The organism is Pseudomonas putida (assembly GCF_001941965.1).
GTDB classification, from domain to species: Bacteria; Pseudomonadota; Gammaproteobacteria; order Pseudomonadales; family Pseudomonadaceae; genus Aquipseudomonas; species Aquipseudomonas putida_L.
Genome location: NZ_MKZO01000036.1, coordinates 403,275 through 422,959 on the forward strand (window position 1 = coordinate 403,275; position 19,685 = coordinate 422,959).

18 protein-coding genes are annotated in these 19,685 nt (G+C 65.9%); 11 read left to right on the plus strand and 7 right to left on the minus strand.

Annotated features, from left to right (window positions below; genetic code table 11):
- Positions 1 to 23: 23 nt before the first annotated feature.
- Entirely contained in the window at positions 24 to 2,924 is a 2,901-nt protein-coding gene (locus PSEMO_RS21370) for an aminotransferase (RefSeq protein ID WP_075804953.1), read from the minus strand.
- 211 nt (positions 2,925 to 3,135) lie between these two features.
- On the opposite strand from PSEMO_RS21370, the gene rfbB reads away from it, so the two are divergent.
- From rfbB to PSEMO_RS21405, 7 genes are read left to right on the plus strand one after another with little or no spacing between them, the layout of a single operon-like run.
- Entirely contained in the window at positions 3,136 to 4,218 is a 1,083-nt protein-coding gene (rfbB, locus tag PSEMO_RS21375) for a dTDP-glucose 4,6-dehydratase (RefSeq protein ID WP_075804954.1), read from the plus strand.
- Positions 4,215 to 5,090, plus strand: a complete 876-nt coding sequence (gene rfbA, locus PSEMO_RS21380) for a glucose-1-phosphate thymidylyltransferase RfbA (RefSeq protein WP_075804955.1) — start codon at positions 4,215 to 4,217, stop codon at positions 5,088 to 5,090. Before rfbB ends, rfbA begins: the two co-directional genes overlap by 4 nt.
- Positions 5,087 to 5,632 (plus strand): dTDP-4-dehydrorhamnose 3,5-epimerase, encoded by a 546-nt coding sequence (rfbC, locus tag PSEMO_RS21385; RefSeq protein ID WP_075804956.1) that lies wholly within the window; start codon positions 5,087 to 5,089, stop codon positions 5,630 to 5,632. Before rfbA ends, rfbC begins: the two co-directional genes overlap by 4 nt.
- Positions 5,629 to 6,489, plus strand: coding sequence for a dTDP-4-dehydrorhamnose reductase (gene rfbD, locus PSEMO_RS21390; RefSeq protein ID WP_075804957.1), 861 nt, complete (start codon positions 5,629 to 5,631; stop codon positions 6,487 to 6,489). Before rfbC ends, rfbD begins: the two co-directional genes overlap by 4 nt.
- 38 nt (positions 6,490 to 6,527) lie before the next feature.
- A complete protein-coding gene (locus PSEMO_RS21395; protein WP_075804958.1) occupies positions 6,528 to 8,342 on the plus strand; it encodes a sensor histidine kinase in 1,815 nt (604 codons plus the stop codon).
- On the plus strand, positions 8,339 to 9,742 hold the full coding sequence (locus PSEMO_RS21400) for a sigma-54-dependent transcriptional regulator (protein ID WP_075804959.1): 1,404 nt from the start codon (positions 8,339 to 8,341) through the stop codon (positions 9,740 to 9,742). The genes PSEMO_RS21395 and PSEMO_RS21400 overlap by 4 nt, the downstream gene beginning before the upstream one ends.
- The gene (locus PSEMO_RS21405) at positions 9,742 to 10,188 is read left to right on the plus strand and encodes a YiiD C-terminal domain-containing protein (protein ID WP_075804960.1); all 447 of its coding nucleotides are present in this window, start codon (positions 9,742 to 9,744) and stop codon (positions 10,186 to 10,188) included. The genes PSEMO_RS21400 and PSEMO_RS21405 overlap by 1 nt, the downstream gene beginning before the upstream one ends.
- Here PSEMO_RS21405 and cysQ read toward each other — a convergent pair.
- On the minus strand, positions 10,177 to 11,004 hold the full coding sequence (gene cysQ / locus PSEMO_RS21410; RefSeq protein WP_075804961.1) for a 3'(2'),5'-bisphosphate nucleotidase CysQ: 828 nt from the start codon (positions 11,002 to 11,004) through the stop codon (positions 10,177 to 10,179). The two genes, PSEMO_RS21405 and cysQ, sit on opposite strands and share 12 nt — an antisense overlap.
- Positions 11,001 to 11,567: an ADP compounds hydrolase NudE gene (gene nudE / locus PSEMO_RS21415; protein ID WP_075804962.1), complete on the minus strand. Its 567-nt coding sequence runs from the start codon at positions 11,565 to 11,567 to the stop codon at positions 11,001 to 11,003. The genes cysQ and nudE overlap by 4 nt, the downstream gene beginning before the upstream one ends.
- Positions 11,568 to 11,640: 73 nt before the next feature.
- Between nudE and yrfG the strand changes: the two genes are divergently transcribed.
- Positions 11,641 to 12,303: a GMP/IMP nucleotidase gene (gene yrfG / locus PSEMO_RS21420; RefSeq protein WP_075804963.1), complete on the plus strand. Its 663-nt coding sequence runs from the start codon at positions 11,641 to 11,643 to the stop codon at positions 12,301 to 12,303.
- A 120-nt stretch (positions 12,304 to 12,423) separates the two neighbouring features.
- On the opposite strand, the gene lysM is transcribed toward yrfG, so the two are convergent.
- Positions 12,424 to 12,864, minus strand: coding sequence for a peptidoglycan-binding protein LysM (lysM, locus tag PSEMO_RS21425; protein ID WP_075804964.1), 441 nt, complete (start codon positions 12,862 to 12,864; stop codon positions 12,424 to 12,426).
- An 82-nt stretch (positions 12,865 to 12,946) separates the two neighbouring features.
- On the opposite strand from lysM, the gene PSEMO_RS21430 reads away from it, so the two are divergent.
- The 3 genes from PSEMO_RS21430 to PSEMO_RS21440 all read left to right on the plus strand — a co-directional run bounded on the left by PSEMO_RS21430 (position 12,947) and on the right by PSEMO_RS21440 (position 17,103).
- Entirely contained in the window at positions 12,947 to 13,834 is an 888-nt protein-coding gene (locus PSEMO_RS21430) for a LysR family transcriptional regulator (RefSeq protein ID WP_075804965.1), read from the plus strand.
- 99 nt (positions 13,835 to 13,933) lie between these two features.
- The gene (gene fdhD / locus PSEMO_RS21435) at positions 13,934 to 14,770 is read left to right on the plus strand and encodes a formate dehydrogenase accessory sulfurtransferase FdhD (RefSeq protein ID WP_075804966.1); all 837 of its coding nucleotides are present in this window, start codon (positions 13,934 to 13,936) and stop codon (positions 14,768 to 14,770) included.
- On the plus strand, positions 14,767 to 17,103 hold the full coding sequence (locus tag PSEMO_RS21440; RefSeq protein WP_075804967.1) for an FdhF/YdeP family oxidoreductase: 2,337 nt from the start codon (positions 14,767 to 14,769) through the stop codon (positions 17,101 to 17,103). Before fdhD ends, PSEMO_RS21440 begins: the two co-directional genes overlap by 4 nt.
- Positions 17,104 to 17,219: 116 nt before the next feature.
- Here the strand turns inward: PSEMO_RS21440 and tauD are convergent, their stop codons facing one another.
- From tauD to tauB, 3 genes are read right to left on the minus strand one after another with little or no spacing between them, the layout of a single operon-like run.
- Positions 17,220 to 18,053, minus strand: coding sequence for a taurine dioxygenase (gene tauD, locus PSEMO_RS21445; RefSeq protein ID WP_075804968.1), 834 nt, complete (start codon positions 18,051 to 18,053; stop codon positions 17,220 to 17,222).
- 24 nt (positions 18,054 to 18,077) lie between these two features.
- A complete protein-coding gene (gene tauC, locus PSEMO_RS21450; protein WP_075804969.1) occupies positions 18,078 to 18,908 on the minus strand; it encodes a taurine ABC transporter permease TauC in 831 nt (276 codons plus the stop codon).
- The gene (tauB, locus tag PSEMO_RS21455) at positions 18,905 to 19,684 is read right to left on the minus strand and encodes a taurine ABC transporter ATP-binding subunit (protein WP_075804970.1); all 780 of its coding nucleotides are present in this window, start codon (positions 19,682 to 19,684) and stop codon (positions 18,905 to 18,907) included. The genes tauC and tauB overlap by 4 nt, the downstream gene beginning before the upstream one ends.
- Position 19,685: the final 1 nt, after the last annotated feature.

Sequence of the window (19,685 nt, forward strand, 5' to 3'; positions counted from 1 at the left end):
TTAACCGGCTTCGATTCACGGCGCTAGAGCTCTTCTGACAACACCCGGGCGATGCTGTCCACGAAGAAATCGACGCTTTCCCTGGTGGTGCACATCGGCGGCTTGATCTTGAGGATGTTCAGGTAGTCGCCGGTGGGCTGCATGAAGATCCCCAGGTCGCGCAGGCGATTGCACAGGATCATGGTTTCCTCGCTGGCCGGCTCCAGGGTATCGAGGCTGCGCACCAGTTCCAGGCCCAGGTAAAAACCGGAACCGTGTACCGCGCCCGCCAGCGGATATTCATCGACCAGGCGCTGCAGCCGCGCCTTGAAGTAAGCGCCCACCTCACGGGCGTTTTCCCACAGGCCTTCCTCGGCCATCACGTCCAGCACCGCCATGCCGATCCGGCAACTGACCGGGCTGCCGCCGGCGGACGAGAAGAAGTAACCCTCGGCTTCGAGTGCCTCGGCGATGGCCCGGGTGGTGATCACCGCGCCCAGCGGGTGGCCGTTGCCCATGCCCTTGGCCATGGTGATGATGTCCGGCACCACGCCCTGCTCTTCGAAGCCCCAGAACCACTCGCCCATGCGCCCGTAGCCAACCTGTACCTCGTCGGCGATGCACACCCCGCCGCGCTCGCGGACCCTGGCATAGACCTGTTGCAGATAACCCGGCGGCAGTGGAATGCCGCCGGCATTGCCGTACACCGGCTCGCAGATGAAGCCGGCGAGCTGGCGACCGGTGGCGTCCACCTCGGCCAGGGTGGCATCGACATCGCGCACATAGTCGGTGGTGCTGTCGCTGCCGCGGTATTTGCCGCGATAGGTGTTCGGCGCGGTCACCGGATGCACCCACTCCGGCCTTGTGGTCAGGGCCTGCGGATTGTCGGCGATGGAGGTGGAAATCGCGTCGGTAGCCACCGACCAGCCATGGTACGCCTCCAGCACGCTGAGCACGTCGCGCCCGCCGCTGGCGGCCCAGGCCAGGCGAATCGCCAGGTCGTTGGCCTCGGTGCCACTGTTGACCAGGAACACCCGGTCCATGCCCTTCGGTGCCAGGGCCAGCAGGCGCTCGGAGAATTCGGCGATGGCTGCATAGTGGAAGCGCGAGTTGGTGTTGAGCAACGACCATTGTTTCGCGGCCTCGCTGACCATGCGCGGGTGACCGTGGCCGAGCACGGCGACGTTGTTGAGCATGTCGAGGTAGGAGCGCCCCTGCAGGTCGATCAGATAATTGCGCCAGCCACGCTCGATCTGCGGCGGCTGCTGATAGTAGTGCTTCTGCGAGCGGGCGAAGCTGGCGTCGCGGCGCGCCAGCAGGGCTTGCGCATCACCCAGGGGCGCGGCATCGCAGTCAAAACCGAGCAAACCCGCCGGCGACGGACAGACCGCCTGCCAGGCCCCGGCCCGCGAGGGCACGACAAAGGCTGGTGGTCGCAGGCCCGGGACCCGGCACAGCTGCACCGTGAGGCTGTCGCCGCTTTGCCCGAGGCCCTGCCCGGCTTCGACCGCTTGCCCGTCCGCCAGCACGTCACCACAGCCCCACAGCCACAGGCTGAGCTGCGCACCCTGCAGGCAGCCGCGGTTCGGGCCATCGACCTGCCAGGTGCCAGCGAATGGCGCGACCAATGGGGTGCCCTGGGCCAGATGCAGCTCCACCTGCAAGGCGAAGGTTTCCGGCTCGCGCGGGTTATCGATATGGGTACGGGACAGGCGGTACTGGCCATACAGCGAAGAGGCCGGGGCCGGCGTTTGCAGCAGCAGTTGCTGGTCGATGCCCGGGGCTTCCCAGTTGCCGGCGCTGAAATGCTCGCTGAGCACGCCGAGATCGACCCGGTTCACCGCCTGCCCGCTCAAACCCGCGACCAGCGGCAGGCAATTGCCCGGCAGCGAGCACTCAGGCTCAAGGCCGACGGCCTGGAAGATCGCCGCCTCCATCAGGGCGAACGGCACGCTGTCGGCGACCTCGAAGATTTCCCATTCATGCGCCAGGTTGTCGCGGATATACGCATTGCCGGGCTCGACGCTCACCTGCTGCTCGCTGCTGAGCACCAGCACCGCGGCACGGGCGACGATCAGCGGCCAGAGCGCCTTGAGTTCGGCCTCGGTCAGCGGGTTGATGGCGTGATAGGCGGCCACTGCCGGGAGGATCCGCAGCGGATCGCCTTCGGCATGGTGCAGCAGCGCGGCGCAGGTCACCGACAGGTCGGCGATGCGCCAGGTGTGCAGCAGGTCGCCGAAATCGATCACCCCCTGCAACTGCCACTCGCGTTCGCCGTCGCGTTGCCAGACGGCATTGTCGTCGGTGATGTCCAGATGCACCGCCTGCCGCGGCAGGTCGGCCTGCACTGCGGCCAGTGCCTCCTGCGCCTGGGCGGCGGCAGCCTGCACCCGTTGCTTGCGCGGGCCCTCGGCGAGCACCGGCACCAGGTGGGCGATCAGCGCCTGGGCATGCTGAGGGTCCCATTGCAGGGTGCGGGTCAGGCCCGGGTGGCTGAAGTCGGCGAGGGCCCGGTCGACCCGGGCACACAGGGCGCCCAGCTCGGCGATCAGGCGCGGCGGCAGGTGCTTGAGCCGAGTCAGGGTCTGGCCGTCTATATAGTCGAGCAGGCGAGCGCGCACGCTCTGGCCATCGATGTCCAGCGCGAGCAACTGCTCACCGGACAGCGTCGCCCGTACCGCCGGTACCGGCACACCGCGCTCGCGCAAATAGCCGAGGGCTGCATGCTGGGCCTCCAGTTCCACTGCCGAATAACTGCCATGGCAGACCTTGAGCACATAACGACCCTGCGCGCTGTCGACGCGGAAATTCAGGTCCTGCTGACTGCCCAGCGCCTGCAGCGCGCCATCCACTCCATAGTGCTGGTTGAGCAAGGCGCGGGCCTGGCGTTCGCTAAGGGTGGGGCAAGGCTGGCTTGCTCGGCTGAGAAGAGTGCTGAGGGGCATGGCGGAGACCTCGGTTTTTTTGCGCTATATCGCCATCAGCCCTGCCATTAAGCAAGTGCAGTGGTTAAAATTACGCACAATTGACCGTGATTTCGTTGCGTAAAACGGCACGAAACGGTTATCCGGCGCAATCTGCTTGCACGCACCCGCCGGTGCCCACAAGCTATGCGCTTTTTGCTCAATGTCAGTTATGGAAGAAAGGCAGCCAAACATGCGAATTCTTATCACCGGCGGAGCCGGGTTCATCGGTTCGGCGCTGGTTCGCCATCTAATCGACAACACCGAGCACGAAGTGCTCAACCTTGACAAGCTGACCTACGCCGGCAACCTGGAATCGCTGCAGAGCATCGTGACCAATACCCGCTACGAGTTCGTCCAGGCCGATATCGTCGACCAGGCAACCGTCAGTGCCGTGCTCGAGCGCTTCAAGCCTCACGCGATCATGCACCTGGCAGCAGAGTCCCATGTCGACCGTTCCATCGATGGTCCTTCGGACTTCATCCAGACCAATATCGTCGGCACCTACAGCCTGCTGGAAGCCGCTCGCGGCTATTGGTCCAAGCTCCCGGCCGGCGAGCGTGAAGCCTTCCGCTTCCACCATATCTCCACTGACGAAGTGTACGGCGACCTGCATGGCGTCGACGACCTGTTCACCGAAACCACCCCGTACGCCCCCAGCTCCCCGTACTCGGCGAGCAAGGCCGCATCCGACCATCTGGTCCGCGCCTGGAACCGTACCTACGGCTTGCCGGTGCTGCTGACCAACTGCTCGAACAACTACGGGCCGTTCCACTTCCCGGAAAAACTCATTCCACTGGTGATCCTCAACGCCTTGGCGGGCAAAGCGCTGCCGGTCTACGGCAACGGCCTGCAAGTGCGTGACTGGTTGTTCGTCGAAGACCACGCGCGCGCCTTGTTCAAGGTCGTGACCGAGGGTGTGGTCGGCGAGACCTACAACATCGGCGGCCATAACGAACAGAAGAATATCGACGTAGTGCGCGGCATCTGCGCGCTGCTCGAAGAGCTGGCGCCACAGCGTCCGGAAGGCGTGGCCAACTACGCCGACCTGATCACCTACGTCAAGGATCGCCCTGGCCACGACCAGCGCTACGCCATCGACGCCAGCAAGATCGAACGTGAGCTGGGCTGGGTTCCCGAAGAAACCTTCGAGACCGGCCTGCGCAAGACCGTCCAGTGGTATCTGGACAACCTGGAATGGTGCCGCCACGTGCAGGACGGTAGCTACCAAGGGCAACGCCTGGGCACCTCCGACTTCAAGGACCTGATTGCATGACCAAAGGTATCGTCCTGGCGGGTGGCTCCGGCACCCGTCTGCACCCCATCACCCTCGGCGTTTCCAAGCAACTGCTGCCGATCTACGACAAGCCGATGATCTACTATCCGATCTCGGTCCTGATGCTCGCCGGCATTCGCGAGATCCTGCTGATTTCCACACCACAGGATCTTCCGCAATACCGCCAGTTGCTGGGCGACGGCAGCCAGTTCGGTGTCGAGATCAGCTACGCCGAACAACCGTCTCCGGACGGTCTGGCCCAAGCGTTCCTGATCGGTGAAGAGTTCATCGGCAACGATTCGGTCTGCCTGGTACTGGGTGACAACATCTTCCACGGCCAGGGCTTCACTCCACAACTGGTCAAGGCCGCCAGCCATGCCAAGGGTGCCACCGTCTTCGGTTATTGGGTCAAGGATCCGGAGCGTTTCGGCGTGGTGGAATACGACGCCGAAGGCCGTGCCATGTCGATCGAAGAAAAACCCAAGCAGCCCAAGTCGAGCTACGCGGTCACTGGTCTGTATTTCTATGACAACGACGTGGTCAACATCGCCAAGGCGGTCAAGCCATCGCCACGGGGCGAACTGGAGATCACTGACGTCAACAATGCCTACCTCAAGCGCGGCGACCTGCGGGTCGAACGCCTGGGCCGTGGTTTTGCCTGGCTCGACACCGGCACTCACGACAGCCTGCTGGAAGCATCGCAGTATGTGCAAACCATCGAGCATCGCCAGGGCCTGAAAGTCGCCTGTCTGGAAGAAATCGCCTATCAGCACGGCTGGATCAACTCCGAACAACTGACCGTACGGGCAGAAGCTCTGAGCAAAACCGGCTATGGTCAATATCTGCTTGGATTGATGAGCAAGACACGATGAAGGTCACCACCAGTACGCTACCCGACGTCCTGATCATCGAACCGAAGGTGTTCGGCGATGCGCGAGGTTTTTTCTACGAAAGCTTCAACGAGCGTGAGTTCGCGGCACAAACCGGCGTCAACGCTCATTTCGTCCAGGACAATCACTCGCGCTCGCAGAAAGGCGTGCTGCGTGGTCTGCATTACCAGATCGAACATGCTCAAGGTAAAGTGGTGCGGGTCACGGCCGGCGAAGTACTCGACGTCGCCGTTGACCTGCGCCGCAGTTCTCCGAATTTCGGGCGCTGGACCAGTATCCGCCTGTCGGCGGAGAACAACCGGCAGCTGTGGATTCCGCCTGGGTTTGGTCACGGTTTCGTGGTCCTGACCGACTACGCCGAGTTCCTCTACAAGACCACCGATTACTACTATCCGGAAGCCGAGCGCTGCGTACGCTGGGACGATCCGACACTGGCCATCGACTGGCAACTCGAGGGCACGCCGCTGCTCTCGGCCAAGGACCAGAACGGCAAGCTGCTGAAAGACGCGGACCTGTTCCCATGAAGATCCTCGTCTGCGGCCGCAACGGCCAGGTGGCCCAGGCCCTGCAGCAGACCCTGGGTGACCTGGGCGAACTGCACGTCCTCGGCCGCGACCAGCTCGACCTCGCCCACCCCGAACGCATCGCCGACCGGGTCCGAGCCATCGCCCCCGACCTGATCATCAACGCCGCCGCGCATACGGCGGTGGACCAGGCCGAGAGCGAGCCGGAGCTGGCCTTCGCGATCAATGCCCAGGCGCCAGGCGTCTTCGCCGAAGAAGCCGCGCGCCTGGGCATCCCGCTGATCCACTACTCCACCGACTACGTCTTCGACGGCAGCAAGCAAGGCCGCTACACCGAGGACGACGCGACCAATCCGCTGGGCGTTTACGGCCAGAGCAAGCTGGCGGGCGAACAGGCGATTGCTGCGGTCGGCGGGCAGCACCTGATCCTGCGCACCAGCTGGGTCTACTCGACACACGGCCGCAACTTCCTGCTGACCATGCAGCGCCTGCTGCAGGAAAAGCCGGAACTGCGCGTGGTCGCCGACCAGATCGGCGCGCCGACCTGGGCCGGGACTATCGCCAACAGCACCCGCCAATTGATCCAGCGCTGGCAGGCCGGCCAGGCCGGGGCCTGGGGCGTGTACCACCTGACCGCCGAGGGTGAAACCTCGTGGTTCGGTTTCGCCCAGGCCATCGGCGAGCAGTTGAAGGCCCAGGGCAAGCCCTGCGCCAACCTGGTGCCGATCCCGTCCAGCGAGTACCCGACGCCGGCCCGCCGGCCGTTGAACTCGCGCCTCGATTGCAGCCGCCTGCAACGCGAGTGGCAGGTCAGCCAGCCCGACTGGCACCAGGCGCTGATCGACTGCCTGAAGTAGCGCATAATGCGCCAGACCTTTCTGGCGCATTTTCCGCGATGACCATGACCCCCAGCCTTCCCCGCCGTCCCCGCTGGCGCAGCCTCGCCCTTCTGGCCCTGTGCCTGGCGCCGCTGCTCTGGCCGCTGAACCGCCTCGCCGAGCACTACTACCAGGACGAACTGGCCAGCCAGAACCGCCAGACCCTCGACCTCTACGTCGCCAACCTGCTCGGTACCCTGCGCCGCTTCGAGGCCTTGCCACAGATCCTCGGCGACCTGCCGACCCTGCGCGACGTGCTGGCCGACCCGCTGCGCCTGGAATTCCAGACCAACGCCAACCGCCGCCTGAAGGAGATCAGCAGCCAGACCGGTGCCGAAGTCATCTACCTGATGGACGCCAAGGGCAACACACTGGCCGCCTCCAACTGGGACAAGAAGGACAGTTTCATCGGTCGCAACTTCTCCTTCCGCCCGTACTTCAGCGACGCCACCGCCGGGCGCCTGGGGCGCTTCTTCGGCCAGGGCACCACCTCGGCCAAGCGCGGCTACTTCTTTGGTGCGCCGGTGTGGGACAACGGCCAGGTGATCGGCGTGCTGGTGGTCAAGGTCGACCTCGACCACACCGAGACCCTCTGGGGCAAAAGCCCGGAACAACTGCTGCTGACCGACAGCAACGGCGTGGTAGTGCTGACCTCGCGCCCGGAATGGCGTTTCCGCGCCACCCGGCCGCTGAGCGATGAAGACCGCCAGTCGATCACCGCAATCCAGCCCTACCCGACCCAGGAGCCGCAACCGCTCAACCTCAACCGCCAGGCCTGGCTGATCCAGACCCGCTCGATTCCGGAAACCGGCTGGGAAGTGAACATCCTCGCGCCAAAGGTGCTGGTGGACCGTTCGGTCAGCACGGTGATGGCCGTGGGCGGCGCCACCCTGCTGGTGGTGATGCTGCTGGTCGGCCTGGTCATGCAGCGGCGCCGCCACTACATGGACCGCATCGATTTCGAAGCCCGCGCCCGCCACGACTCGGAAAAGCGTGTGGTCGAGCGCACCGCCGACCTCGAAGGCCTCAACCGCCGCCTGAAAAGCGAGGTACTCGAGCGCGAACAGGCCCAGCAGGAGGCCGCACGCGCCCAGGACGAACTGGTCCAGGCCGGCAAGCTGTCGGTGCTCGGGACCATGTCGGCGAGCATCAGCCACGAGCTCAACCAGCCCCTGGCAGCGATCCGCAGCTACGCGGAAAACGCCGAGATCCTTCTCGACCACCAGCGCATCGACGACGCCCGCGGCAACCTCAAGCTGATCAACGAACTGACCGGGCGCATGGCTTCGATCATCGCCCACCTGCGGGCCTTCGCCCGCCGCGACCGTCACGCTCCGGAAAGCGTGGCCCTGCAACCGGCGCTGGACGACGCCCTGGCGCTGCTGGCCAAGCGGCGTCGGGCCATGGCCGTGGAGCTGATCCGCGACCTGCCGGAAGCCACGCTGTGGGTCCAGGCCGGGGAAACCCGCCTGCGCCAGGTGCTCGGCAACCTGCTGGCCAACGCCCTCGACGCCCTCACCGAAAAGGCCAACCCGCGCAAGCTGTGGCTAAGTGCCGAACGCCGCGATGACTACGTCTACCTGACGATCCGCGACAACGGCCCAGGCTTTACCAGCCAGGCCATGGCCCACGCCCGCGAGCCGTTCTTCACCACCAAGACCCGCACCCAGGGCCTTGGCCTGGGCCTGGCGATCTGCGACACGCTGATGCGCGCCCTCGGCGGCGAGTTGTTGCTGGCCAACCACCCGGAGGGCGGCGCGCTGCTGACCCTGCAACTGCGCGTGGCCAAGCCCGGCGCCAACCTACAGACTTCCGAGGACTCCCTGGCATGACCGAGCCCCTGATCGACAGCCGCACCCAGGTGATCCTGGTCGACGACGACCCGCACCTGCGCCAGGCCCTCAGCCAGACCCTCGACCTCGCCGGCCTGCGCGTCCTCGCCTTGAGCGACGCCCAGGGCCTGGCCCAACGCATCGAGGCCGACTGGCCCGGCGTGGTGGTCAGCGATATCCGCATGCCCGGCATCGACGGCCTGCAACTGCTGGAGCAACTGCACGGCCAGGATCCGGACCTGCCGGTGCTGCTGATCACCGGCCACGGCGATGTGCCGCTGGCGGTGCAGGCCATGCGCGCCGGGGCCTATGACTTCCTGGAAAAACCCTTCGCCAGCGACGCCCTGATCGACAGCGTGCGCCGCGCCCTGGCCCTGCGCCGCCTGGTGCTGGACAACCGCAGCCTGCGCCTGGCCCTGAGCGACCGTCAGCAACTGAGCGGGCGCCTGGTCGGCCATTCGCCGTCGATCCAGCGCCTGCGCGAACAGATTGGCGCCCTCGCCGGGACCCGTGCCGACGTGCTGATACTCGGCGAGACCGGCGCCGGCAAGGAAGTGGTGGCCCGCGCCCTGCACGACCTGTCCAGCCGTCGCGACGGGCCGTTCGTGGCGATCAATGCCGGGGCCCTGGCCGAATCGGTGGTGGAAAGCGAGCTGTTCGGCCACGAGCCCGGGGCCTTCACCGGCGCGCAGAAGCGCCGTATCGGCAAGTTCGAGTTCGCCAATGGCGGCACCCTGTTCCTCGACGAGATCGAGAGCATGAGCCTGGACGTGCAGGTCAAGCTGCTGCGCATGCTGCAGGAGCGGGTGCTGGAGCGTCTGGGCGGCAACCAGCAGATCCCCCTGGATATCCGCGTGATCGCCGCGACCAAGGAAGACCTGCGCCAGTCCGCCGACCAGGGCCGCTTCCGGGCCGACCTGTATTACCGCCTCAATGTCGCGCCGCTGCGTATCCCGCCGCTGCGCGACCGAGGCGACGACATCCTCGTGCTGTTCCAGCACTTCGCCGATGCCGCCAGCGAACGCCACGGCCTGCCCGCCCATGAGCTGCAACCGGCGCAGCGCGCCATGCTCCTGCGCCACACCTGGCCAGGCAACGTACGCGAGCTGCAGAACGCCGCCGAACGCTTCGCCCTCGGCCTGGAGCTGGCCCTCGACGGCCAGGCCGAAAACAGCGCCGCCCCCCAGGACCTGCCACCGGCCGATGGCAATCTCAGCGAACAGGTCGAGCATTTCGAGCGCTCGCTGATCGCCGCCGAGCTGGCCCGCTCGCACAGTTCCATGCGCAGCCTGGCCGAAGCCCTCGGCATCCCGCGCAAGACCCTGCACGACAAGCTGCGCAAGCACGGCCTGAGCTTCGCCGACAGCCATGCCAGCGAAGACCCGGAGGAAAGCCGCTGATGAGCAGCGACCTGGAAAGCATCCTGCACCACGACATCCCGCTGACCCGGGAAATGGGCATGAGCGTGCTCGACTGGCAGCAGCAGCGCCTGCGCCTGCGTTTGCCGCTGGAGCCCAACGTCAACCACAAGAGCACCATGTTCGGCGGCAGCCTGTATTGCGGCGCGGTGCTGGCGGGCTGGGGCTGGTTGCACCTGCGCTTGCAGGAGGGGGGGATCGATGACGGGCATATCGTCATCCAGGAAGGCGCGATCAGTTATCCACTGCCGGTGACCGGCGCGGCCATCGCGGTGTGCGAGGCGCCGGAGGAGAAGGTCTGGGAGCGTTTCCTCAAGACCTACGCACGCCACGGCCGGGCACGCCTGAGCCTGCATACCCGGGTGTTCAACGAAGGAAGCGAAAAGCCCGCCGTGGAGTTCGACGGGCAGTACGTGCTACACCGCTGAGGCGAGGGCCAGCAGCTTGGCGCGCCATGGCGCGGCGGCCGGCAGGCCGAGGAAGAACGGATTGCGCAGCGATTCGACGGCAGGATAAGTGAACGCCTCGCCGTTCAGGCCCAGCACCTCGCCGCCCGCGCCTTCCAGCACGCCCTGGGCGGCGGCGGTGTCCCACTGCGAGGTCGGCGCCAGACGCGGATAGCAATCGGCGGCGCCTTCGGCCAGCAGGCAGAACTTCAACGAGCTGCCGATATTGGCCAGTTCCAGCTCGCCCAGCGCTTCGCCGAGGCCAGCCAGCAGACGCTCCTGCTCCGGACTGGAATGTCGGCGGCTGGCAACCACGGTGAACGCCTGGCCCGGCGGCGGTGCCAGGCGCACCTGGATCGCCTCGACCGAACCATCGGCCTCGGCACGCCATGCCCCGATACCCTGGCCACCGTAGTAGCAACGGCCATTGACCGGCATCGCCACCACGCCGAATACCACCCGGCCCTGTTCGATCAGGGCGATGTTCACGGTGAACTCGTCGGTGCCGGCGATGAACTCCTTGGTCCCGTCCAGCGGGTCCACCAGCCACCAGCGCTGCCAGGCCTGGCGCTGCTCCAGCGGGATATCGCAGTCCTCTTCCGAAAGCACCGGGATCTCCGGGGCCAGCGCCAGCAGGCCCTCGGCGATGACCTTGTGCGCGGCCAGGTCGGCGGCAGTCACCGGGGACTCGTCGGCCTTGGCAGTCACCGCCACATCAGCGCGCCAGAACGGCAGGATGGCCTCGCCTGCACGGCGGGCCAGTTCGACTACCTGGGGCATCAGCTCGACAGGGTTCATACCGGGAACACTCCACGTTGGGTCAGCAGGTCGCGTACCAGGTACAGCGCCGCCAGCGCCCGGCCCTCGGAGAACTGCGGATGCTGGGCCAGGGCCGACAGCTCGCGCAGGCTGACGCGGTCGACGCGCATCGGCTCCGGCTCGTCGCCCGGCAGGCTTTCCTCGTAGAGGTCGGTGGCGAGCACCACCTGGATCTTCTGGCTCATGTAGCCGGGGGATAGCGACAGCTCGGTGATGTGCTCCAGTTGTCGAGCACCGTAGCCGGCCTCTTCCTTCAGCTCGCGGTTGGCCGCCGCCAGCACGTCCTCGCCGGGCTCGATCAGGCCCTTGGGCAGGGACACCTCGTACTCGTCGGTGCCACCGCAGTATTCCTCGACCAGCACCGCATGCTCGCTGTCGAGCATCGCCACGATCATCACCGCGCCATAACCATTACCCCGGCCGACCAGGCGTTCGTAGGTGCGCTCGGTGCCGTTGGAAAAGCGCAACTGCACGGCTTCGACACGGAACAGGCGGCTGCTGGCGACGATCTCGCTGGAGAGGACGGTGGGTTTCTGGCGCATGAGGGGGCGGCTCCTTGGCGGTAACGGGGTACTATACCGCCCACCACGGCCCGACCGAACGAGAATCTTTAACATGCTGCCTCTCGCCTGGCGCGATATCGATACCGTCCTGCTGGACATGGACGGCACCCTCCTCGACCTGCACTACGACAACCATTTCTGGATGGAGCTGCTGCCCCAGCGCTATGCCGAGCACCACGGCATCAGCCGGGCCATGGCCGAGCTGGAGATCCAGCCGCTGTTCGAGCGGCATGCCGGATCGTTGAACTGGTATTGCCTGGATTTCTGGACCCGCGAGCTGAAGCTGCCGATTCGTGAGTTGAAGCAGCAGAGTGCCGACCTGATCGCCCTGCGACCGGATGCGGATACGTTCCTCGCGGCACTGCGGGACGCGGGCAAGCGGGTGATCCTGATCACCAACGCGCACCGTGATTCGCTGTCGCTGAAGCTGGAGCGGGTGGCCCTGGCGCCGTATTTCGAGCGGCTGATCAGCTCGCACGACTATGGTTTCCCCAAGGAAAACCAGCAGTTCTGGAGTGCCTTGCGCACGGATACCGGGTTCGATCCGTCGCGCAGCCTGTTCATCGACGACACCCTGGCGATCTTGCGCAGCGCCCGCGCCTTCGGCGTCGCCCACCTGCTCGCCGTGCGCCAGCCGGACAGCCGCAAGCCTGCGCGCGATACCGAGGAATTCGCGGCGCAGGAAGACTACCGGGCTTTACTGGAAGGACTGTGACAGCTGATCCGGCCTCATCGCTGGCAAGCCAGCTCCCACAGGGATCGCATGCACCGCAGACCCTGTGGGAGCTGGCTTGCCAGCGATAGGGCCCTCAGACATAACACAAGGCTAAGATCATCACTCCGGAATACGCAGCACCTGCCCCGGATAGATCTTGTCCGGATGGCTCAGCATCGGCTTGTTGGCCTCGAAGATCTTGTTGTACTTGTTGGCGTCGCCATACACCTTCTTGGAAATGGCACTCAGGGTATCGCCCTTCTCCACCGTGACGAACCGCGCCGCCTGCGCCACCGGCCCGGCCACGGTGATCTGGTCATCCACCGACGCCACACCCGCGATATTGCCCAGGGCCAGAAGAATCTTCTCCTTCTCTTCCTGACTGCTCACCTCGCCCGTGACCGTCACCGTGTCACCGTTCACCGTGGCCTGCACATTGGGGTTGCCGAGCCCCACCTTGGCCACGTGCTCCTTGAGCTGCTCACCGGCATTGGCATTGCCGGGCGTCAGCAGATCGATGAGTTTTTCTCCCGCTTCCTTCACGAAACTGAACAGACTCATGACGCTCTCCCTGATAAAGGATTCTCGGAGCCCAAAGTCTAGGTCAGGTTAGAATGCCCCGCCCCCCAGCCCCGAGACGACGATGGACATCAAACAGCTGAAATTCCTCATCGCCCTGGACGAAACCCGTCACTTCGGCCAGGCCGCCGCGCTGTGCCACGTGACCCAGCCGACCCTGTCGATGCGCCTGCGCAACCTGGAACGGGAACTGGGGCTGGAGCTGGTCAACCGCGGCCAGCGCTTCGAGGGCTTTACCGCGCAAGGTGAACGGGTGCTGGCCTGGGCGCGCTCGGTGCTCGCCGCCTACGACGGTTTGCAGGCCGAAGCCGCCGCCTGTCGCGGACATCTGGCCGGCACCCTGCGCCTGGGCATGGTGCCGCTGTCCAGCTTCGACCCGCTGCCGCTGCTGCAACGCCTGCACCGCCAGCATCCGGAACTGGCCTTCGAACTCAGCGCCCTCAGCTCCGAACAGATCCTCGAACAGCTCACCAGCAACCGCCTCGACCTCGGCCTGTCCTACCTGGAACGCCTCGACCAGGAGCGTTTCGAAGCCCTGCCCCTGGGTGAATCGCCCATGGGCCTGCTCTACGACCCGGAGCATTTCCACTTCGACGATGCCCCGCTGCACTGGGAGGCCCTGGCCGAGCTGCCCCTGGGCCTGCTCACTGCCGGCATGCATTTCCGCCAGTCGGTGGACCACAACTTCCACAGCCGCGGCATCACCCCGCGCCTGCTGTTGCAGACCGATGCCGTCCATCAGCTGGTCCAGGCCGTGCACGGCGGCCTGTGCTGCGCAGTGATGCCGCTGGGCAGCGGCCTCGAAGCGGTGACCGGCGGCCTGCGCCTGCAGCCTATCGACCAGGCCACCACCCTCGCCCCGCTGGGCCTGATCATGCGCCGCACCGCGCCGCGCTCGGCCCTGGCCGAAGCCTGTATCGCCGAGTACCGGAAACTGCTCGACGAGGCATGATCGACGCGCTCTATCGGCACATCGGCAGAAGCGATTAGACGATACCCGAGCACAGGCCTAGGCTTATAAATCGAATTAGCCTTGCCGGTATTCCAATAAATGAGCAGCAAGCCTCCGGTTTGCGCGGCCTCCACAAGCCTGGAAGCCCCTGCCGCCAGCGTGCGTTACGACTACAGCCAGCTCGAAGACCCGTCTCCCGCCAGTGCCGACCTCGCCGAGGAAGTGGCCCTGGCCATCGCCTTCAACGGCATCAGCCAGGCGGTGATGTTGGTCAGCCCCACCGATCTCGACGATTTCGTGGTGGGGTTCAGCATCGGTAGCGGCATCGTCGACAGCGCCGACGACATCTACGACATCAAGCTCGCCGGAAGCGGCTCGGCCCTGCATGCCCAGGTGGAAATCGCCAGCCGGGCGTTCTGGAACCTCAAGAACCAGCGGCGCCAACTGGCCGGCACCAGCGGCTGCGGGCTGTGCGGCGTGGAAGCCGTGGAGCAGGCCCTGCCTGACCTCAAGGTACTGCCAGGCGCCCCGCTGCCACCCGCCGAATGGCTGGTCGGCCTGCGCCAGCGCATCGCCGATTTCCAGCCCCTTGGCCAGCATTGCGGCGCGGTTCACGCGGCGGCGTTCATGGACGCCAACGGCGAACTGCTGTTCGGTCGCGAAGACATCGGCCGGCACAACGCCCTCGACAAACTGATCGGCGCCCTGGTCCGCCAGCGCATCGACACCCGTGGCGGCCTCGCCGTGGTCACCAGCCGTTGCAGCCTGGAACTGATCCAGAAAGTCCTGCGCGCCGGCATCCAGACCCTGGTCAGCTTCTCGTCGCCTACCGGCCTGGCCCTGCAATGGGCCCGGCGCCATAACCTGAACCTCATCCACCTGCCGCAGCACAGTGCACCAAGGGTCTACAGCCCTGCACGGGAGAACAGATCGTGAGCCTGCATCATCAAGCCGACCAGAAACCCGTTCCGCGCTACAAACCCTACAACGGCGCCGCCGGTGGCTGGGGCGCGCTGCGCAGCGTGGTCCAGGCGTGGGTCGGCAGCGACAACGCCCTGAAGAACATCCGCGCCCTGCTCAAGACCAACCAGAACGGCGGCTTCGACTGCCCGGGCTGTGCCTGGGGCGACTCGCCGGAACACGGCATGGTCAAGTTCTGCGAGAACGGCGCCAAGGCGGTGAACTGGGAAGCGACCAAGCGCCGCGTCGACCCGACCTTCTTCGCTCGCCACAGCGTCACCTCGCTGCTCGCCCAGAGCGACTACTGGCTCGAGTACCAGGGCCGCCTGACCGACCCGATGCTCTACGACCCGGTCGGCGACCGCTACCGGCCGGTCAGTTGGGACGACGCCTTCGCCCTGATCGCCCGCCACCTGAACGCGCTGGAAAGCCCGGACCAGGCCGAGTTCTACACTTCCGGCCGGGCCAGTAACGAAGCGGCGTACCTGTACCAACTGTTCGTCCGCGCCTACGGCACCAACAACTTCCCGGACTGCTCGAACATGTGCCACGAGGCCAGCGGCGTGGCCCTCGGGCAGAGCGTCGGGGTGGGCAAGGGCACGGTCACCTTCGATGACTTCGAGCATGCCGACGCCATCTTCGTCTGGGGCCAGAACCCTGGCACCAACCACCCGCGCATGCTCGAACCGCTGCGCGAGGCGGTGGAGCGCGGCGCCCAGGTGGTGTGCATCAACCCGCTCAAGGAGCGCGGCCTGGAACGCTTCCAGCACCCGCAGCACCCGATCGAGATGCTGACCAACGGCGACAAGCCGACCAACACCGCGTTCTTCCGCCCGGCCCTCGGCGGCGACATGGCGATGATGCGCGGCATGGCCAAGTTCCTGCTGCAATGGGAACGCGAGGCGCTGGCCAAGGGCGAGGAGCCGATCTTCGACCACGCCTTCATCGCCGAGCACACCGCTACCGTCGATGACTACCTGGCGGTGGTCGACGCCACCTCGTGGGAGCAGATCGAAACCCAATCGGGCCTGACCTTGGGCGAGATCGAACTGGCCACGCGCATGTACGTGAAGGCGAAGAAGGTCATCATGTGCTGGGCCATGGGTATCACCCAGCACCGCCACTCGGTGCCGACCATCCAGGAAATCGCCAACCTCATGCTGCTGCGCGGCAACGTTGGTGTCCCGGGCGCAGGCCTGTGCCCGGTGCGTGGCCACAGCAACGTGCAGGGCGACCGCACCATGGGCATCAACGAGCGTCCGCCGGTGGCGCTGCTCGACTCCCTGGAGCGCCGTTTCGGCTTCCCGGTGCCGCGGCATAACGGCCACAACACGGTCGAGGCGATCCACGCCATGCTCGAAGGCCGGGCCAAGGTCTTCATCGGGCTGGGCGGCAACTTCGCCCAGGCCACCCCGGACACCGACCGCACCGCCCAGGCCCTGCGCAACTGTGACCTGACCGTGCATATCAGCACCAAGCTCAACCGCAGCCACCTGATTCACGGCAAGGAAGCGCTGATCCTGCCGTGCCTGGGCCGCACCGATATCGACCAGCAGGGCGAAGGCCCGCAGGCCGTGACCGTGGAAGACTCGTTCAGCATGGTCCACGCCTCCAATGGCCAGCTCAAACCGCTGTCGAAGGAAATGCGCTCGGAGCCGGCGGTGATCGCCGGTATCGCGGCCGCGACCGTGGGCAAGCATCCGGTGGACTGGAACTGGCTGATCGCCGACTACGACCGTATTCGCGACCTGATCGCCGATACCATTGGCGGCTTCGACCAGTTCAACGAGCGGCTGAAGCACCCGGGTGGCTTCTACCTGGGCAACAACGCTGCCCAGCGCGTATGGAAAACCGCCAGCGGCAAGGCCAACTTCAAGGCCAACCGCCTGCCGGACGACCTGCTGCATGAAGGCGTGCGCGCGACCGGCAAGCTGCCGGACCTGATCATGCAGTCGATGCGTTCCCACGATCAGTACAACACCACCATCTATGGCCTGGACGACCGTTACCGCGGGGTTCGCGGGCAGCGCAACGTGCTGTTCGCCAACGAGGCGGACATCATTCGCCTGGGCTTCAACCCGGGGGACAAGGCCGACATCGTGTCGCTGTGGGGTGATGGGCTGGAGCGCCGGGTGACCGGGTTTACCTTGCTGGCGTTCGATATCCCGGCGGGGCAGGCGGCGGCTTACTATCCGGAGGTGAACCCGCTGGTGCCGCTGGAGAGCGTGGGGGATGGCAGCCATACCCCGACGTCGAAGTTCGTGGCGATCCAGTTGAAGCCGGCCAGCTTTGAGGCCCGGATTATCTAGGTTGTTGCTGATGGCCCTATCGCTGGCAAGCCAGCTCCCACAGGGATCGCGTGCACCGCAAAACCTGTGGGAGCTGGCTTGCCAGCGATAGGGCCATCAAATCCTCTACAAAACTGTCAGAAGGGCACATCCCCCAGGATCGTCGCCCGATGCATCACCCGCCTCTCCGGCCGGTAATCATCCACCGCGTAATGCTGGGTCACGCGGTTATCCCAGAACGCCACATCCCCCACCTGCCAGCGCCAGCGAATGGTGAACTCCGGCCGCGTGGCATGGGCGAACAGCAGCTTCAAAATCGCTTCACTCTCCTGCTCGCTCAATTCATTGATCCGGGTAGTGAACCCGTCACTGACGAACAACGACTTCCGCCCACTCACCGGATGCGTCCGAATCACCGGATGCGAGATCGGCGGATTGGCCTTGCGCGTCGCTTCCCAGCGCGCCAGGTCCTCCGGTGTGCTGCCAAACCGCGCCAGGGGGAATGACTTGGTGAAGTCGTGGGTCGCCGTCAGCCCGTCCAGCAAACGCTTCAACGGCTCCGACAGCGCCTCGTAGGCGGCGATCCCGCTGGCCCACAAGGTATCCCCGCCAAACGCCGGCACCTGCCTGGCCGCCAGCACCGCACCCAGCGCCGGGGTCGGCAGGAAGGTCACGTCGGTGTGCCAGATGGCGTTGTCGCGCACGTCGGTGACGGCGGTATCCAGCACCAGCACCTGCGGGGTTTCCGGGATGTTCGGGTAGATCGGGTGGATATGCAGGTCGCCGAACTGCGCAGCGAAATTGGCCTGCTGCTGCGGGGTGATCGACTGCTCGCGGAAGAACAGCACCTGGTGCGCGAGCAGGGCCTGCTCGATGGCATCGCGGGTGGTGGCGTCGATCTCGCGGCTGAGGTCCACGCCACTGATTTGGGCACCGAGCGCCGGGCTCAGCGGGGTAATGATCAGGCTCATGTCTGTCTCACTAAAAATTCGTTATCAGTGGCTCTGGCCGTGCCACGGCACCAGCTTGCGTTGCAGTGCACGCAGGCCCATTTCCAGGGCGAAGGCGATCAGCGCGATGACCAGGATCCCCAGCACCACCACGTCGGTGACCAGGAACTGCGCCGCCGACTGGACCATGAAGCCCAGCCCGCTGGTGGCCGCGATCAGCTCGGCGGCGACCAGGGTCGACCAGCCCACGCCAAGGCCGATGCGCACGCCGGTCAGGATGTCGGGCAAGGCGCTGGGCAGGATCACATGGCGAATCAATTGCGCCTTGCTCGCCCCCAGCGACTGCGCGGCACGCAGTTTCGCCGGATCGACGGTGCGCACGCCGGTGGCGGTGGCAATGGCGATCGGGGCGAAGATCGCCAGGTAGATCAGCAGCACCTTGGACAGCTCGCCGATACCGCACCAGATGACGATCAGCGGCAGGTAGGCCAGCGGTGGAATCGGCCGGTAGAACTCGATCAGCGGATCGAGCACGCCACGGGCGATCCGGTTGCGGCCGATGGCGATGCCGATCGGGATCGCGGTGAGGATCGCCGCGCCCAGGGCCAGGCCGATACGCCCGAGGCTGGCATTGAGGTGCTGCCACAGGGTGGATTCCATGTAGCCCTGGGTCAGCAGCAGCCAGGCCTTGCCCAGCACCGCTTCCGGCGAGGGCAGGAACAGCGGCTCGATCCATTCCGCCGCGGTCACCAGCCACCACAGCGCCAACAGGCCGCCGAGGGTCAGGCCGCTGATCCAGCGGGTGCTCAGGGTGCGGCGCACACGAGGTGCGGCGGCGGTCGGTTTGGCCGTTACCGGCAGTTCGAGGCTGCTCATGCGGACTCCCTGCGTTGCGAGAAGACCCGCGCCAGCACGTGCTCGCGGGTTTCGATGAAGCGCGGATCGGATTTGATCGAGCGCGCCGATTCGCCGGCCGCATAGCGCTGGCCGAAGTCCAGCTGCAGGCGCTCCACCACCCGGCCCGGGTTGGGCGCGAGAAGGATCAGGTCGGTGGCGAGGAACACCGCTTCCTCGATGTCGTGGGTGATCAGGAACACCGGCTTGGCGGTGCGCTGCCAGACCTGCAGCAGCAGTTCCTGCATCTGTTCGCGGGTGAAGGCGTCGAGGGCACCGAAGGGTTCGTCCATCAGCAGCACCCGAGGGTCGGCCGCCAGCGCGCGGGCCAGGCCGACGCGCTGTTTCTGGCCGCCGGAAAGCTGCCAGATGCGCCGTTCGGCGAAATCGGCGAGGTCCACCAGGGCCAGCATTTCCCGCGCCGTCTTTTCACGTTGCGGGCGCGGTAAGCCGGCCAGTTCGAGGCCAAAGGCGACGTTGGCCAGCACGTCCTGCCAGGGCAGCAGGGCATCGTCCTGGAACACCACGCCACGTTCGGCGCTCGGGCCTTGCACCGGCACCCCGTCGAGGGTGATGCGTCCGGCGCTCGGGCTGACGAAGCCGGCGATCAGGTTGAGCAGCGAGGTCTTGCCGCTGCCGGAAGGACCGAGGGCCACCAGCAGTTGCTGCGGGCCCAGGCTCAGGGAGATGTCGGCGAGCACCGGTTCGGCGGCGCCGGGGTACTGTGCGCTGATGCGCTCCAGCTGTAACAGGGCCATG